Source organism: Streptomyces sp. NPDC022910 (assembly GCF_055561075.1).
This window is the reverse complement of record NZ_JBVHHL010000018.1, coordinates 35157-49418: the sequence shown is the minus strand read 5'-3', so window position 1 is coordinate 49418 and position 14262 is coordinate 35157. Positions and strand designations below refer to the sequence as shown.

General features: G+C 72.2%; 12 protein-coding genes and 5 pseudogenes. 4 read left to right on the top strand and 13 right to left on the bottom strand.

The window, feature by feature from the left end:
* Positions 1-75 precede the first annotated feature (75 nt).
* Both ACZ3TS_RS19050 and ACZ3TS_RS19045 read right to left on the bottom strand, forming a co-directional pair.
* Positions 76-921, bottom strand: a pseudogene (locus ACZ3TS_RS19050) (RNA polymerase sigma factor); the annotation flags it as partial.
* Between the two features lie 271 nt (positions 922-1192).
* A pseudogene (locus tag ACZ3TS_RS19045) lies at positions 1193-1508 on the bottom strand (cytochrome P450); the annotation flags it as partial.
* A 332-nt stretch (positions 1509-1840) separates the two neighbouring features.
* Between ACZ3TS_RS19045 and rho the strand changes: the two are divergent.
* Positions 1841-3076: a transcription termination factor Rho gene (rho, locus tag ACZ3TS_RS19040; RefSeq protein WP_467619218.1), complete on the top strand. Its 1236-nt coding sequence runs from the start codon at positions 1841-1843 to the stop codon at positions 3074-3076.
* A gap of 106 nt (positions 3077-3182) precedes the next feature.
* A pseudogene (locus tag ACZ3TS_RS19035) lies at positions 3183-4019 on the top strand (D-alanyl-D-alanine carboxypeptidase family protein); the annotation flags it as partial.
* An 83-nt stretch (positions 4020-4102) separates the two neighbouring features.
* Here the strand turns inward: ACZ3TS_RS19035 and ACZ3TS_RS19030 are convergent.
* The 10 genes and pseudogenes from ACZ3TS_RS19030 to ACZ3TS_RS18985 form a co-directional block, all read right to left on the bottom strand.
* On the bottom strand, positions 4103-5458 hold the full coding sequence (locus ACZ3TS_RS19030; RefSeq protein ID WP_467619216.1) for a glycosyltransferase family 87 protein: 1356 nt from the start codon (positions 5456-5458) through the stop codon (positions 4103-4105).
* The gene (gene mptB / locus ACZ3TS_RS19025) at positions 5455-6840 is read right to left on the bottom strand and encodes a polyprenol phosphomannose-dependent alpha 1,6 mannosyltransferase MptB (RefSeq protein WP_467619214.1); all 1386 of its coding nucleotides are present in this window, start codon (positions 6838-6840) and stop codon (positions 5455-5457) included. The genes ACZ3TS_RS19030 and mptB overlap by 4 nt, the downstream gene beginning before the upstream one ends.
* Before the next feature lie 149 nt (positions 6841-6989).
* Positions 6990-7922 (bottom strand): glutaminase, encoded by a 933-nt coding sequence (locus ACZ3TS_RS19020; RefSeq protein WP_467619212.1) that lies wholly within the window; start codon positions 7920-7922, stop codon positions 6990-6992.
* Positions 7923-8051: 129 nt separating this feature from the next.
* A pseudogene (locus ACZ3TS_RS19015) lies at positions 8052-8549 on the bottom strand (asparaginase); the annotation flags it as partial.
* 65 nt (positions 8550-8614) lie between these two features.
* The gene (locus tag ACZ3TS_RS19010) at positions 8615-9451 is read right to left on the bottom strand and encodes an undecaprenyl-diphosphate phosphatase (protein ID WP_467619210.1); all 837 of its coding nucleotides are present in this window, start codon (positions 9449-9451) and stop codon (positions 8615-8617) included.
* Between the two features lie 93 nt (positions 9452-9544).
* Complete coding sequence (gene crcB / locus ACZ3TS_RS19005; RefSeq protein WP_467619209.1) at positions 9545-9913, bottom strand: fluoride efflux transporter CrcB; 369 nt, start codon at positions 9911-9913, stop codon at positions 9545-9547.
* Positions 9910-10290: a DUF190 domain-containing protein gene (locus ACZ3TS_RS19000; protein WP_467619207.1), complete on the bottom strand. Its 381-nt coding sequence runs from the start codon at positions 10288-10290 to the stop codon at positions 9910-9912. Before ACZ3TS_RS19000 ends, crcB (ACZ3TS_RS19005) begins: the two co-directional genes overlap by 4 nt.
* The gene (gene crcB, locus ACZ3TS_RS18995; protein ID WP_467619204.1) at positions 10287-10802 is read right to left on the bottom strand and encodes a fluoride efflux transporter CrcB; all 516 of its coding nucleotides are present in this window, start codon (positions 10800-10802) and stop codon (positions 10287-10289) included. Before crcB (ACZ3TS_RS18995) ends, ACZ3TS_RS19000 begins: the two co-directional genes overlap by 4 nt.
* Before the next feature lie 177 nt (positions 10803-10979).
* On the bottom strand, positions 10980-11945 hold the full coding sequence (locus ACZ3TS_RS18990) for an SMP-30/gluconolactonase/LRE family protein (RefSeq protein WP_467619202.1): 966 nt from the start codon (positions 11943-11945) through the stop codon (positions 10980-10982).
* 69 nt (positions 11946-12014) lie between these two features.
* A pseudogene (locus ACZ3TS_RS18985) lies at positions 12015-12194 on the bottom strand (ArsR family transcriptional regulator); the annotation flags it as partial.
* A gap of 269 nt (positions 12195-12463) precedes the next feature.
* Between ACZ3TS_RS18985 and ACZ3TS_RS18980 the strand changes: the two are divergent.
* Positions 12464-12814, top strand: a complete 351-nt coding sequence (locus ACZ3TS_RS18980; protein ID WP_467619200.1) for a VOC family protein — start codon at positions 12464-12466, stop codon at positions 12812-12814.
* Between the two features lie 106 nt (positions 12815-12920).
* On the top strand, positions 12921-13325 hold the full coding sequence (locus ACZ3TS_RS18975) for a MarR family transcriptional regulator (RefSeq protein WP_467619199.1): 405 nt from the start codon (positions 12921-12923) through the stop codon (positions 13323-13325).
* Between the two features lie 3 nt (positions 13326-13328).
* On the opposite strand, the gene pqqB is transcribed toward ACZ3TS_RS18975, so the two are convergent.
* Positions 13329-14219, bottom strand: coding sequence for a pyrroloquinoline quinone biosynthesis protein PqqB (gene pqqB, locus ACZ3TS_RS18970; RefSeq protein ID WP_467619196.1), 891 nt, complete (start codon positions 14217-14219; stop codon positions 13329-13331).
* Positions 14220-14262: the final 43 nt, after the last annotated feature.

The following is a 14262-nucleotide window of genomic DNA, read 5'->3' as shown; positions in this document are numbered from 1 at the left end:
GCGGGGGTCGGGGGCGGGGGCGGTCATCGGAACCTCCTGTGTTGTGAGGTGCTTTCACCCACCGCCGAACGGCCCCTACGCCGATCGACACTCCGCGAGCCGCCTTTCCAGGAACCGGCGCTCGGCGTCGTTCGCCACCAGCTCCAGCGCCCGCTTATACGCCTCGGCCGCCTCCCCCGTACGCCCACTGCGGCGCAGCAGGTCGGCGCGGGTGGCGGGCAGCAGGTGGTAGCCGACCAACTCGCCCTCCTGTTCCAGCTCTCTCACCAGAGCGAGGCCCGCCTCCGGACCCTCGGCCATGCCGACCGCCACCGCACGGTTGAGGCGGACCACGGCGGAGGGCACGAGGCGGGCCAGCTCGCCGTAGAGCGCGGCGATGTCGGCCCAGTCGGTCTCCTCGGCGGTGGTCGCGGTGGTGTGGCAGGCGGCGATGGCGGCCTGAATCTGATATGGCCCGGGGCGGCCCCGCCGCAGCGCGGCTTCCAGCAGGGCGGCGCCCTCGTCGACCTCGGCACGTCCCAATGCGCGCGGTCCTGGTCCTCCAGGGTCACCAGTTCGCCCGCCGCGTCGACGCGTGTCCCGCGACGGGCGTCGTGGAGCAGCAGGAGCGCGAGCAGGCCCAGGACCTCGGGCTCGTCGGGCATGAGGCGGACCAGCACGCGGGCCAAGCGGATCGCCTCGGCGCACAGGTTGGTGCGTACGAGGTCGGCGCCGGACGTGGCCGCGTACCCCTCGTTGAAGAGGAGGTAGAGCACACCGAGCACGCCCGTCGTGCGTTCGGGCAGGAGATGCGCGGGCGGCACCCGGTAGGGGATGCCGGCGTTGCGGATCTTCCGCTTCGCGCGCACCAGGCGCTGCGCCAGTGGTCGCCTCGGGGACCAGGAAGGCGCGGGCGATCTCCGGTGTGGTCAGGCCCGCGAGTGCCGTGCTCACCCTGTCCGCCGTCGCCCTCACCGCCACCCCGGCCGATGCGGCCACCGGCGCGATCACCGGTCTCGCGGGCAAGTGCCTCGACGTCGCCGGGGCCACCAGGTTTGGGCGCGGAGATCGCGTGTTCACGCCGACGTGGTCGAGTCGCGTGGTCACGGCCGGTAGCCCGCCATCGCGCGGTCGCCGCCGTCGACCGTGAGGTTGGCGCCGTTGACGAACGCGGCCTCGTCGGAGCACAGGAAGGCCGCGGCCCGCCTGATGACCCCATCGGCAGGGGCAGCGCGAAGTGCCGCCGCAGATCGGCCACTCCACCGCCGGACGCGGCCACGCGGGCGAGGTCGTCGAGCAGGCATGCGGTCAACTGCTCGATGCGCGGCCGCAGTTCCTCCACGCGCCGCGCCGTGAACGCCCGGCTGACGAGCGACCGCAGCTGCCGGTGGTCGTCTGGCCATCCCATCGACGTCACCGGGCGGTACGACCAATGCGACGGCGCCCCGTGCGAGCAGCCGGGCGTTGTCGGCGTGCGGGCAGCCGCCGGAGGGGTCCATGCGGTGGGGTGCGGCGGAGGAGGTGTCCACCGGTGACTCCTTGTCGCCGGGGGTCGCCTGACGCCGTACGACGTTCGATTCTGCCCCCACGGCACGGTGCGCAGCACCTCGTCGTACCCGGCGGCCCTCCCTCGGAACAAAAGGCGACGCCAGGGCGTTGCCCATGTCGTGAGCCGTTGAGGCACAGGTCACTCTCTCACCCGCACGGAAAGTGCTACAGTGCGGTCAGCACCTGTGGACGCCCCGTTTCGGGCGCCGGTGCCCATTCCTTCTGAGTTCGCCGCGCCGTATGTGGTTCCCGACCGGCGTACCGGCTTCCCGGCACCACCTCGCAAGCAGCGTCTTTCCGCCGTACCGAGGTGATGTTCCCCGCCGCAGCGAGGCGTGATCATGCCGCCTCCCCGGCCCGCTCCCCTTCTCTGCCTTCCTTCTGGCTTCCGTCCGTGAAAGGACCTCATATGACCACCACACTCGAACGCCCTGCCGTACGGCAGGAAGTCCCGCCCCAGACCGTCACCGGCGTCTTCGACATCGACCAGAACGGCAAGGGGCATCTGCGCGCAGCCGGCTGCCTGGCCTCGCCCGCCGACCTCCAGGTCTCCCCGGCCGTCGTCCGCCGCTTCGGACTGCGCAAGGGCGACACGCTCGTCGGCACCCGCGGCGGCCGCTCCCTCACCGAGGTCGAGCGCGTCAACGGCCGCACCCCCGAGGAGCTGCGAGGCCGTCCGCACTTCCGCGACCTCACCCCGCTGCACCCGCGCGAGCGGCTGCGGCTCGAACACCCGGCAGCCGGCCTGTCCGGGCGCGTCATCGACCTCGTCTCGCCCGTCGGCAAGGGGCAGCGAGGGCTGATCGTCGCCCCGCCCAAGACCGGCAAGACCGTGCTGCTCCAGCAGATCGCCGCGGCCGTCGCCGGCAACCACCCCGAGTGCCACCTCATGGTGGTGCTCCTCGACGAGCGGCCCGAAGAGGTGACCGACATGCGGCGCTCGGTGCGTGGCGAGGTGTACGCCTCCACGTTCGACCAGACGCCGAAGCAGCACATCGCGCTCGCCGAACTGGTCGTCGAGCGCGCCAAGCGGCTCGTCGAGCAGGGGCAGGACGTCGTCATCCTGCTCGACTCGCTGACCCGGCTGTGCCGGGCGCACAACAACGCGGCCGCCGCCGGTGGCCGCACCCTCAGCGGAGGCGTCGACGCGGCCGCCCTGCACGGCCCCAAGCGGCTCTTCGGGGCCGCGCGCCTGGCCGAGGAGGGCGGCTCGCTCACCGTCCTGGCGACCGCACTGGTGGAGACCGGTTCCCGCGCCGACGACTTCTTCTTCGAGGAGCTCAAGAGCACCGGCAACATGGAGCTCCGCCTCGACCGCACCCTCGCCTCCCGCCGGGTCTACCCGGCCGTCGACATCACCCCGTCCGGCACCCGCCGCGAGGAACTCCTACTGCCCGCAAGGGAGTTGACGGCCGTACGGGGACTGCGGCGCGCCCTGCAGTCGGGTGACGGCCAGGCGAACCTGCAGACCCTGCTGGAACGGCTGCGGGCCACACCCGACAACGCGGCCTTCCTGCGCCAGGTCCAGCCCACGCTGCCGGCCGGATGACCCACGCGGCCGGGCAGGTCCCGGCATCCGGCATCCGGGTGCACGATCCCCCCACTCGGCGCAAGTCATCGGGGCATACGCCCTCACTATTCCTAACGTGTTCGGTATGACTATCGGATTCACGTCCCGCGTCGTCGTCTCGTGCTGCGCGATCGGCGCATTCAGCGCGTTCGGCGCCCCGGCCCTCCCGGCGCACGCCGCCGTCGCCGCAATGGGCAGCGACTCCGACGCCCCCCGGCCCACGGCCAGCCAGCTCTCACTCCTTCACGGGTCCGGGACGCAGGTGCGACCGCGCCCGGGAACCCCCGAACTCCCCGAAGTGTCGGCGCTGTCCTGGGTGGTCGCGGACGCCGGCACCGGCGCCGTGCTCGCAGCGCACGACGCGCACCGACCGTTGCCGCCCGCGAGCACACTCAAGACGCTCTTCGCCCTGACCGTCCTTCCGGCGCTGCCCGGCGAGACCCGGCACACTGTCAGCAATTGGGAGCTGGCAGGTATCGGCCCCGGCAGCAGCCTCGTCGGGGTACGCGAGGGACACACCTACCGGATCAGCGACCTGTGGAGGGGGGTCTTCCTGAACTCCGGCAACGACGCGGTGCACGTGCTGTCCGCGCTCAACGGCGGCGTGCAGACCACGGTCCGCCAGATGGAGGCCAAGGCCCGCGCACTGGGCGCCCACGACACCCATGTGGTCACGCCGGACGGATACGACGCCGACGGACAGGTGTCGTCGGCCTACGACCTCGCGGTGTTCGGGCGGGCCGGACTGCAGAACGCGGACTTCACCCGCTACTGCGGCACCGCCGAGTCGAGCTTCCCTGGCGACGGCGGATCGTCGTACGAGATCGCGAACACCAACCGACTGCTGACCGGCCGCGGCGGCGTCGCGGCCTATCCCGGGCTGATCGGCATCAAGAACGGCTACACCAGCAACGCGGGCAACACCCTGGTGGCCGCCGCCCGTCACGGCGGGCGCACTCTGATCGTCACGGTGATGAACCCTCAAGGAGGCCGGGCGCACGCCGTCTACGAGGAGGCACGCTCGCTGCTCGACTGGGGATTCGCCGCCGCCGGACGCATCACACCGGTCGGCTCGCTCCTGCCCGGCCGGCCCGCTTCGCGCGCGCGTCCCGTCGCACTGCCGACGGTGACGTCGACGGACGACGCCGGCTGGCCGGCCAGGGGGGCACTGGCGGGCGCGGTCGGGCTGGGCGTAGGGACGGCGGTCGCGCTGGCGCTGCGGTTCAAGGGCGGACGGCCGACCCGCGGCTGACCGACCGGCAGGCCCAGCAGCAGACCGAGGGTGATCCACACATAGATGTTGCTGCCGAGGAAGCCGTCGATCCCTGACGCGTCGTCGAACCACAGCCACACCACGCTGCTGCACAGCACCGCGTAGAGGGCGCCCGCGATCCGCAGCCGGCCCGCGTGGACGAGCACGGCGAACGACGGCAGCAGCCAGACGAGATGGTGCACCCAGGTGATCGGGCTGACCAGACAGGCGACCAGTCCGGTGAGGGCGAAAGCGGCCCGCCAGTCACCGGCCCGCAGTGCGCGGTGCGTGCGCCACACCCACACCGCCAGGACCACGACGACGGCCAGCGCCCAGGCGGCACGGCTCGGTTCGCCCGGTGCAGCGAGCCGGGCGAGGACGCCCTGCAGCGACTGGTTGGAGACGTAATCGAGGCGCCCGATGCGGGTGGTGTCCCAGACGGCGTGCCCCCAGTAGAAGCGGGAGGCGCCCGGTGCCGCCCAGAGCGCGAGCAGCGTGCCGGCCACGGCGACGGCGGTCGCGACGGCGGCGGCACGCCACCGGCGGGCGAGGAGCAGCAGGCCAATGAAGACGGCGGGTGTGAGTTTGACGGCCGCCGCGAGGCCGATGCCGACGCCGGCCCAGCGCCCGCGCCCGGTGGACAGCAGCCAGGCGTCGGTGAGCACCAGGGCCAGCAGCAGGAGGTTGACCTGCCCGAAGCTGAAGGTGTCCCGAACGGGTTCCAGCAGCGCCAGTGCGCACGCGGCCAGGGCCCAGCCGAACCAGCCGTAGCGGCGCAGTTCGGGGCCGACGAGGATCCACAGCACGACCGCGACGGCCGCGAGGTTGAGCAGCAGGGCGCAGGCGATGGCCGTGTCCAGCCCGACGAGCGCCATCGGCAGCATGCTCAGGGCGGCGAACGGCGGGTAGGTGAAACCGTACGTCGTCCCCGGCACCCGGTAGTCATAGATATGACCCCCGTGGTGCACCCAGGTGTCCACGGTCCCGTAGTAGACGCGCAGGTCGAACCAACCGCGCAACAGCGGCACCGTGGCCGTGAAGACGGCCACGGCGGCGGCGAGACACAGCACGAGGACGAGCCGTCCCCGCTCGGTGCGGGGCGGTCTCACGCGGTCCCTCCCAGTACGGGTGCCTGGGACGCCTGGTGCGCCTGCCACAGCACGATCACGGCGAGGACGCCGCCGGAGACCGCCAGGACCACCTGGGCGGCGTCCGGCGGTCCACCGCTCGGCAGCACACCGAGCGCCAGCACGGCGGTGGCGGCCACCCGGTGGCGCACGAAGGTGCTGGGGGCCGCTGCGGCGATGAGGAACAACCCCCACAGGGCGTACCAGGGCCGGATCGCCGGGCCGAGCACGGCGACGACGGCGAGGCTCAGGCCGAGCGCGTAGATCGGGCCCGGCCGCAGCTTCAGCCATATGAACAGCACAGCGACCGTGGTCGCCAGGAGTCCGGCCGCGTGCCAGACCGGGATGGCGAGGGGCGCGAGGTCGCTGCCGAGACCGTCGAGCAGACGCCCCGTGACCCGGCCGAGCACGCTGGTGGGCGACCAGTTGTGCGGTGAGACGGGCGTCTTCAGGGCCGCTATCCAGCCGTACCCCGTACCGGCGACGGCGGTGGCCACCACCGTGGTGCCGAGAGCGACCACCGTGGTCGTCGCCACCGCCCGCGCGACGCCGACGTGCCGGCGCAGCGCGATCGCGGCCAGCAGGCCGAGCGCGGCCGGTGCCTTGACCAGCGCGGCGAGCGTGACCAGGACGACGCCGAGGACGTGCAGGCGGCCGCGGGCGGCGAGCAGGCCGACGCCGAGCAGCCCCAGCATGATGGCGTCGTTGTGGGCGCCCGCGACCAGGTGCAGCAGCACCAGCGGGTTGAGGGCACCCAGCCACAGCGCGGCGGCCGGGTCGGCGCCGCACTGCCGGGCGAGACGCGGCAGCGCCGCCGCCATCAGGGCCACGCCGAGGAGGGCGACCAGCCGCATGCCGAGCAGCCCGGCCGGCAGTTCACCGCGGGTCAGGCCGGAGAGCGCGGAGGCGACGACGAGGAAGACCGGCCCGTAGGGGGCCGCGGTGTCCCGCCACACCGGAGCGACCTCGTCCGCCAGCGGACCGCCGAGCTGCGCGGGCCCGTGCGCGTACACGTCGATGTGGGCGTCGACCATCGCGCCCTGCGCGAGATAGCTGTACACGTCGCGGCTGAACAGCGGCGGCGCGAGCAGCAGCGGAGCCGCCCAGACGGCGAGGACGAGCAACAGGGCGCGCGGCGTCGGCGGCTCGGGACCGCGTATCACCCGGCCGAGCAGAGCCCACGCGGCGATCAGCAGGACGACACCGAAGTACACCCCCACCAGTCCGAGCGCGGCGCGCCCGGACTCGGGGGAGACCAGATCCTCGACCGGCAGGGCCCCGGCGGTCTCACCGCCCAACGCGAGAAAGGCGGTACCGGCCAGACCGAGCGCCTGGCAGCGGCGGAGATCGACGGGGAAAGCCATGGCCAACACTCGGAAAGCATGTCAACGCCGGGTGGCTGGAAAGCGACGCCCGCCCCTCACAGGGGCGGCCTGCGCGTGACCGCCGTGTGAGCGGCGGTCACCACAGGGCACGAAGAACCCGGTTGCTGCTCGGAATGCGGTCGCCCCGCTCAGAATACGGACAGGCCCGTCAACGTCGTGAAGCGGTCCAGTGCCGCGACCCCCGCCACCGAATTCCCGCGCTCGTCGAGACCCGGGCTCCACACGCACAGGGTGCAGCGGCCGGGAACGACGGCGATGATGCCGCCGCCGACGCCGCTCTTGCCGGGCAGGCCGACCCGGTAGGCGAAGTCCCCCGCCGCGTCGTACGTGCCGCAGGTCAGCATCACCGCGTTGACCTGCTTGGCCTGGCTGCGGGTGAGCAGGCGGGTGCCGTCGGCGCGGATCCCGTGCCGGGCCAGGAAGCCGGTGGCGAGCGCGAGGTCCGCGCAGGACGCCTCGATGGAGCACTGCCTGAAGTACTGGTCGAGGAGCACCGGCACCGGGTTGTCGATGTTGCCGTAGGACGCCATGAAATGGGCGAGGGCGGCGTTGCGGTCGCCGTGCGCGGCCTCGGAGGCGGCGACCTCGTCGTCGAAGGCGAGCTCCGGATTGCCGCTTTCGGTCCGCAGGAAGTCGAGCAGGGTGCCGGACGCGTGGCCGGTACGGGTGTGCAGCCGGTCGGTGACGACGAGGGCGCCCGCGTTGATGAAGGGATTGCGCGGGATACCGTTCTCGTACTCCAGCTGGACCAGCGAGTTGAACGGGTTGCCCGAGGGCTCCCGGCCGACGTGCTCCCACAGTTCGTCGCCCTCGCGCGCCAGGTCGAGGGCGAGAGTGAAGACCTTGGTGATGGACTGCGTGGAGAACGGCTGCCGCCACTCCCCCACGCCGTACGCCGTGCCGTCCAGCTCGGCGACCGCCATCCCGAAGCGGCGCGGGTCGAGGGCGGCGAGCGCGGGGATGTAGTCGGCGGCCCGCCCGCGCCCGGGCCGCCGCTCCACCTCTTCGGCGATGCGTTCCAGCACGGGCTGGAAGCTCAGCGACGGGGCCATGGTCACCATCGTGCCGCCCAGCGGTTCGGACCGCTCACCCGAGGTAGCTCATGATCATGCGATGGATCCTCTGCCGCTGTGGCCACTCCGCCGCCCGGAGGCAGCCCGGTCAGACCACCGGTGATCCGCTGCCCGCGATCACCTCGGGCCGCGCTCGCCACCGCCGAGCAGCGGCTCACCCGCGAACTCCGCGAGCGCGGCCGGGTCGACCCCGGCGCGGGCGAGAGCCGCCGCTGCGACCGGGATCCGTGCCCGGTTCGCCCCGTCCGCGATCTTCACGGCGACGCTCCGGCCGTCCGGCAGGGCGGCCACCTGGACACCCTCGAAGCCGTCCTTGGCGAGCAGCCCGGGCACGGCGCGCATCAGCGCCGCCACGTCCCGCCCGGAGCCGGAGGCCATCTCGGCGTGCTCGCGCATCGCCGCCGCCACCCGCGCCCGAGGGGTGCCGACCGGTGCGGTGGTGATCCGGGCCGCGGCGCGCGCGAGCCCGTGCAGCGAGGCGGAGAACAGGGGCGCGCCGCATCCGTCGACGGTCACCCGGGCGATCGCCTGACCGGTGAGGTCCTCGACGGTGTCGGCGATGGCCCGCTGGAGCGGGTGCGCCGGGTCCAGGTAGTCCTCCAGCGGCCAGCCGTTAGGGAAACCTTCACGGGGCGTGAAGCCTGAGTACCGGCTTCACGCCCCGTGGTGGAGCTGCGAGCTCAGCTGCTGAGCACTCCGGTCCCCAGCAGGCCCAGGAGCGCCACGCCGACGATGATCCGGTAGATCACGAAGGCGTTGAAGGAGTGCTTGGCCACGAACTTCAGCAGCCAGGCGATCGAGGCGTACGCGACCACGAAGGACACGATCGTGCCGGCGGCCAGCGGCGCCGCGCCCACGCCGGCGCCCAGGGCGTCCTTCAGCTCGTAGATGCCGGCGCCGGTGAGGGCCGGGATGCCGAGGAAGAAGGAGAGCCGGGTGGCGGCGACACGGTCGAGGTCGAGGATGAGCGCGGTCGACATCGTGGCGCCGGAACGGGAGAAGCCGGGGAAGAGCAGCGCGAGGATCTGCGAGCTGCCGACCAGCATCGCGTCCTTGAACGAGGTGTCGTCCTCCCCGCGCTTGTGCCGGCCCATCTGGTCCGCGCACCACATCACACCGCTGCCGACGATCAGCGAGGCCGCCACCACCCAGAGCGACGCGAGCGGACCCTCGATGAGTTTCTTGGCGGCAAGGCCGACGAGAACGATCGGGATGGTCGCGGCGATCACCCACCAGGCGAACTTGTAGTCGTGGTGGATCCGCTCCTCCTTGTTGAACAGACCCCGGGACCAGGCCGAGACGATCCGCACGATGTCCTTGAAGAAGTACAGGAGCACAGCCGCGATCGCGCCCACCTGGATGACGGCCGAGAAGCCGACGACAGCCTGGTCGTCGACGGGGATCCCCATCAGGCCCTCAGTGATCTTGAGATGGCCGGTCGAGGACACGGGGAGGAATTCGGTCACCCCCTCGACGACTCCGAGGACGACGGCCTGACCGACGTTGATGACGCTCATGGGATCCAGTTCTGAAGAGTTGGTCGACAGTGCTGTAGACGGTAGTGCTGCAAGAAGGTTTTACTACGCGCGGGTGACGCCCGCCGACCAGGGTCACACAGCCTGGGCGACCGAAACCCCGGCGAAAGCCGCACCCAGACCCGCCGCCACGCTCACGACGACATTGGCGGCAGCGTAGAACCCCGCCCCGTCCTCGGTCAGCCTCAAGGTCTCGTAGGAGAACGTCGAGTACGTGGTCAGCGCCCCGCACAGACCCGTGCCGATCAGGAGTTGCACGTCGGGTGAGGCGTGACCGGCGGAGGCCGCGCCGGTCAGGAGCCCCAGAATCAGGGAGCCCGTGACATTGACCACGAGGGTGCCCCAGGGGAAGACCGTGTCGTGTTTGAACTGCACCGCACGGTCGGTGAGATACCGCAGGGGCGCGCCGACCATGGCGCCGACGATCACCAGCAGCCAATTCACAACGAGTTCTCACCTTTCCCGTCCGGCGTGCGCGGCGTCTCATCCCGCCCGGCATACCGGATGACCTCGCAGTCGTCGAGGATCACGAGGCCCTCGGCGACGAGTTCGTCGAGCTGCGGCAGGAAGGCGTGGACCCGCTCCTCCGTGTCCACGACGATGACGGCCACCGGCAGGTCCTCGCTGAGCGAGAGCAGTCGCGAGGTGTGGATGAGCGAGGAGGCCCCGAAACCCTCGATGCCGCGGAAGACGCTCGCCCCGGCGAGACCCGCGGCGTGCGCCCGGTGCACGATCTCGGCGTACAGGGGCTTGTGCTGCCAGCGGTCGTGCTCACCGATGAAGACGGTCAGCCGCAGGGCCCTACCGGTCAGTCGTGTCATCGCCGCCTCCGCGGGGCGCCGGTCCGTGGACTCGTGCATCGTTGCCGCCACGCCAGGGCACGACGGGCCGCCGTCATCGCGAGCCATACCGCCGCGAGAGCCCCGAGCGGGGTCGCGAACAGGTAGGCGAGCGCGGTGCGGGGGTGCCCCGCGTCGGCCAGTTTCTGAATGTCGACGGCGTACGTCGAGAAGGTGGTGAATCCGCCGAGCACACCGGTGCCGAAGAAGGGCCGCACCAGCCGGTGGGCCGCCCACACGTCCGTGATCACGACCATGAAGACGCCGATCACGGCGCAGCCGACGAGGTTGACCCAGAAGGTGGTCCAGGGAAAACCGCCGGTCTGCGCGGGCCACAGCAGCGAGGCGCCGTACCGGGCGGTGGCGCCGACAGCGCCGCCGAGGGCGACGACCGCCACCACGGGTCCCTGACCCCGCCAGGGCGACGGCCGCGGGGTGGTCTCGACCGCGGCGGCATCGCTCCGGTCGACGCTCTTGGGGTGCGGGACTCTCATGGACGTGCTTCTCCTACTCGCCGGGGCCCTGCCGGACGGGCACGCTCGATCGCAAGTAGGGACCGTTGGCGGCGACACTGCCGCGGTTCGGGTACGGCGGGCCCCACCGCCGCGCCGCGAGGCATGATCGCGGCCGGGGAAAAGGTTAACCCCGACCGGCGCGCCCGCGCACCCGGGTCACTCGGCGGACGGCGGCAGCTCGCACACGGCGACGCCCCGTTCCCAGAGGCTCCCCAGGACCAGCCGGCCGTCGGCGACACAGACGCTGGTGACCATCCGGAAGCCCGAACGGCGGCGGAGGATGTGGTGGCGGATGCTGCCCGCGTCGTCCACGGCGAGGACGCCGGCCATGGCCGCGGGTCGGTACGGAGCGCGCACCGCGACGCGGGCGGCAGCGCGGCGCACGGCCGGGGCGGCGCGGTGCAACAGGTCGAGGGCGGGAACGCGGGGACTGGCCAGGGCCACCCAGATGAGCCCGTCGGCTCCGCCGCGCCACAGGTTGTCCGGCATGCCAGGGAGGTCCTCGACGAACGGCTCGCTCCGGCCCGCCCGCGGTCCGGCCAGCCAGTAGCGGGTCAGGCGGCGGGCGCCGGTCTCGGCGACGACGAGGAAGGACTCGTCCTTGTCCGCGGCGAGACCGTTGGCGAACTGCAGTCCCTCCAGGAGCACCTCCGGGTGCTCGGCGCCGGGAGCGAGCCGCAGCAGCCGTCCCGTTCCGGTGTGTTCGGCCACGTCGCCGATCCACTGCTCCAGGGGGTATCGGCGGCTGGACACGGTGAAGCAGACCGTGCCGTCCGAGAGGGCGACGACATTGCTGCAGAACCGCAGCGGCTCCCCCGCCGCCGAGTCGGCGAGGACGCGTACGGTGCCGTCGTGGAGCGCGATCCGCAGCAGTCCGTGGCGCGCGTCGCACACCAACAGGTCACCGTCGGGGAGAAGTTCGAGGCCGAGAGGCCTCCCGCCGGTCTCGGCGAGCACCTCCACTCGGGTGCGGGCCGGGTCGGCGAGTCCGTCGACGCGCAGGATGCGGCCGTCCTCCACACCGGTCAGGACCCGGCCGTGCGCGTCGGCGACCACGTCCTCCGGGCCCCTGCCCCCGATCGCGACGTAGCGACGCGGGACGAGAGTCGTATGCCGGTCCATCTGCGCCTGCCTTTCCTTCGCCGTCCAAGACGGCTCGCCTGCGCCGGTGCATACCCCTCTTGCCCTCGTCTACCACCCCTTCTCGAACATGCGCGCAACTTCGGCGATGCGGACCTCGTCGCGGCGGTAGTAGGTGCGCCGCCGGATCCTCCTGGTGCGCAGCAGGCCGAGGGCGGCGAGGAAGCACAGATCGGTGTCGGCGACGGGCCGGGGCACGGCGAGCTTCTCGGCCACGGCCGCCGCCGTCACGTGGGGGCGTCCGGCGTGTACTGCCGACGGCCCGCGCGGTCGCGCGCGGGCCGCTCGGGGCCGCGCCTTTGGACCTGATCGGGTGCCCCGTCGGCTGCGGCCACGAGGACGTCAGCGGTGTGCGTACTTCCTGCGGACGGTCCGCCGCGGGGCACCCACGGCCTCGGCACGGGACCGGTCAGTTTTGGAGAAGCCATCGCGTGGTCCCCCGCCCTAGCGTGAAACCACCGACGAACCGCGTCGGACCACGTACCGCGGAGGAGTACACCATGACCGCCGGCCTCGAGACGATCGTCTACCCCGTCAAGGACCTCGCCCGGGCGAAAGCCCTGTTCAGCGCCCTCCTGGAGGTGGAGCCGTACGCGGACGAGCCGTACTACGTCGGGTTCAGGGCAGCGGGGCAGGAATTCGGCCTCGACCCGAACGGCCACGCCAAGGGGATGACCGGTCCGGTGCCCTACTGGCGCGTGTCCGACATCAAGAGCCGCCTCTCCACCCTGCTGGACGCCGGAGCCGAGCTGTTGCAGGACGTCCAGGACGTCGGCGGCGGCAAGCTGATCGCCTCCGTGAAGGACGCGGACGGGAACCTGGTGGGGCTCGTCCAGGACCCGGTCGCCTAGGCGGGCCGTCGGGCACCACCGCGCCGCCCGCGCAGCCGACCGGGTTGCTTGCAGACGCACTAGTTGCGCAGTAAACAAAGCGGCCCGTTTCTGTTACCGTGCGGGTATGGCAGCGAAAACGGCTGGTGCCCGGCTCGAGGAGCAGTGGCGGGACATCCTGTCGGTGCACGCCCGCACCATGTGCGAGATCGACCGTGCGCTGCACCCGTACGGGCTCGGCGCCAGCGACTTCGAGGTGCTCGACATCCTCGCCACCGAGGCCCCCGAACGCGGCGACCAGTGCCGGGTGCAGAACATCGCCGGGCGCGTCCATCTGAGTCAGAGCGCTCTGTCCCGGCTGATCGGACGGCTGGAGAAGGACGGCCTGGTGCTGCGCTCCGTGTGCGAGGAGGACCGGCGCGGGGTGTGGGTCGCCCTGACCGGGAAGGGCCGTGAACTGCACGCGGAGGTGCTGCCTCTGCAACGCGAGGTCCTGGCCCGCATGCTGGCCGCGCGGACGCCCACGCCGTGACGGTCAGAGGGTGAACTCGGCCCCGTCCGCGAGGACTTCGGCTCCCGCCTCGGTCACCCGGCGCCGGGCGGCCGAGGCCGGGTCGAGCAGCGGGTTCGTGTTGTTGAGGTGGGTGTAGATCCGGCGCGGTCGCGGATGGCGGCCGAGGGCCGCCAGACTGCCGTGCGCGCCCGCGACGGGCAGGTGCCCCATCGCGGCGTGTCCGGCTTCGCCCCGTACCGCCATGCCCATCTCGTCCGCGGCGTAGAACGTGCCGTCCAGCAGTGCGCAGTCCGCCGCCGCCAACAACTCGTCCAGGACCGGTGACCAGGCGCCCACGCACGGCGCGTAGACGAGGACTCCGCCGGTGGCCAGGTCCTCGACCCGGTAGGCGATCACCCAGTGGACGTCAGGGGCGGCTCCGGCCGCGTACTTGGGCGCCTTGGCACCCACCGGGTGCGCCGTGACGACCAGACCGCCGGCAAGGACGAAGCCCCCGTCGGTCAGGGCGTCCGCCCATGCCCACGCGGCGTAGCGGTCGAGGGCCGCACGCAGCGGGGCCAGCACGGCCAGGACTGGCGGCGCGGCGTACACGCTCAGATCGGCCGCGCCGCGCAGCACCGTCAGGCCCGTGATGTGGTCGGCCTCCGCGTCCGTCAGCAGAACGCCTCTGACCGGGGTGTCGCGCGGGCCCGGGCCGGGCCGGAGCGGGGCGGCGGCCGTCAGCTGCGTGCGGATGCCCGGTGAGGCGTTGAGCAGCCACCAGTCACGCAAGTTGCCGGTGACGGCGACGCACTCCTGGGTACGGGTGGGCAGTTTGCCGTCGCGGGCGGCGCCGCACAGCGCGCACGCGCAGTTCCACTGCGGAAAGCCGCCGCAGGCGGCCGTACCCAGCAGGACGACCCTCACGAGCATCCCCTTCCCAGTCGGGCCTCTCCCGTGGGATCTTCCCGCCGGA

What these genes read in the sequence shown, in the direction of transcription:
- rho (WP_467619218.1), top strand. Translation starts at nt 1,841, where the DNA reads ATGTTCCCCGCCGCAGCGAGGCGTGATCATGCCGCCTCCCCGGCCCGC.
- mptB (WP_467619214.1), bottom strand. Translation starts at nt 6,840, where the DNA reads ATGGCTTTCCCCGTCGATCTCCGCCGCTGCCAGGCGCTCGGTCTGGCC.
- ACZ3TS_RS19020 (WP_467619212.1), bottom strand. Translation starts at nt 7,922, where the DNA reads ATGGTGACCATGGCCCCGTCGCTGAGCTTCCAGCCCGTGCTGGAACGC.
- ACZ3TS_RS19010 (WP_467619210.1), bottom strand. Translation starts at nt 9,451, where the DNA reads ATGAGCGTCATCAACGTCGGTCAGGCCGTCGTCCTCGGAGTCGTCGAG.
- ACZ3TS_RS19000 (WP_467619207.1), bottom strand. Translation starts at nt 10,290, where the DNA reads ATGACACGACTGACCGGTAGGGCCCTGCGGCTGACCGTCTTCATCGGT.
- crcB (WP_467619204.1), bottom strand. Translation starts at nt 10,802, where the DNA reads ATGAGAGTCCCGCACCCCAAGAGCGTCGACCGGAGCGATGCCGCCGCG.
- ACZ3TS_RS18990 (WP_467619202.1), bottom strand. Translation starts at nt 11,945, where the DNA reads ATGGACCGGCATACGACTCTCGTCCCGCGTCGCTACGTCGCGATCGGG.
- ACZ3TS_RS18980 (WP_467619200.1), top strand. Translation starts at nt 12,464, where the DNA reads ATGACCGCCGGCCTCGAGACGATCGTCTACCCCGTCAAGGACCTCGCC.
- ACZ3TS_RS18975 (WP_467619199.1), top strand. Translation starts at nt 12,921, where the DNA reads ATGGCAGCGAAAACGGCTGGTGCCCGGCTCGAGGAGCAGTGGCGGGAC.
- pqqB (WP_467619196.1), bottom strand. Translation starts at nt 14,219, where the DNA reads ATGCTCGTGAGGGTCGTCCTGCTGGGTACGGCCGCCTGCGGCGGCTTT.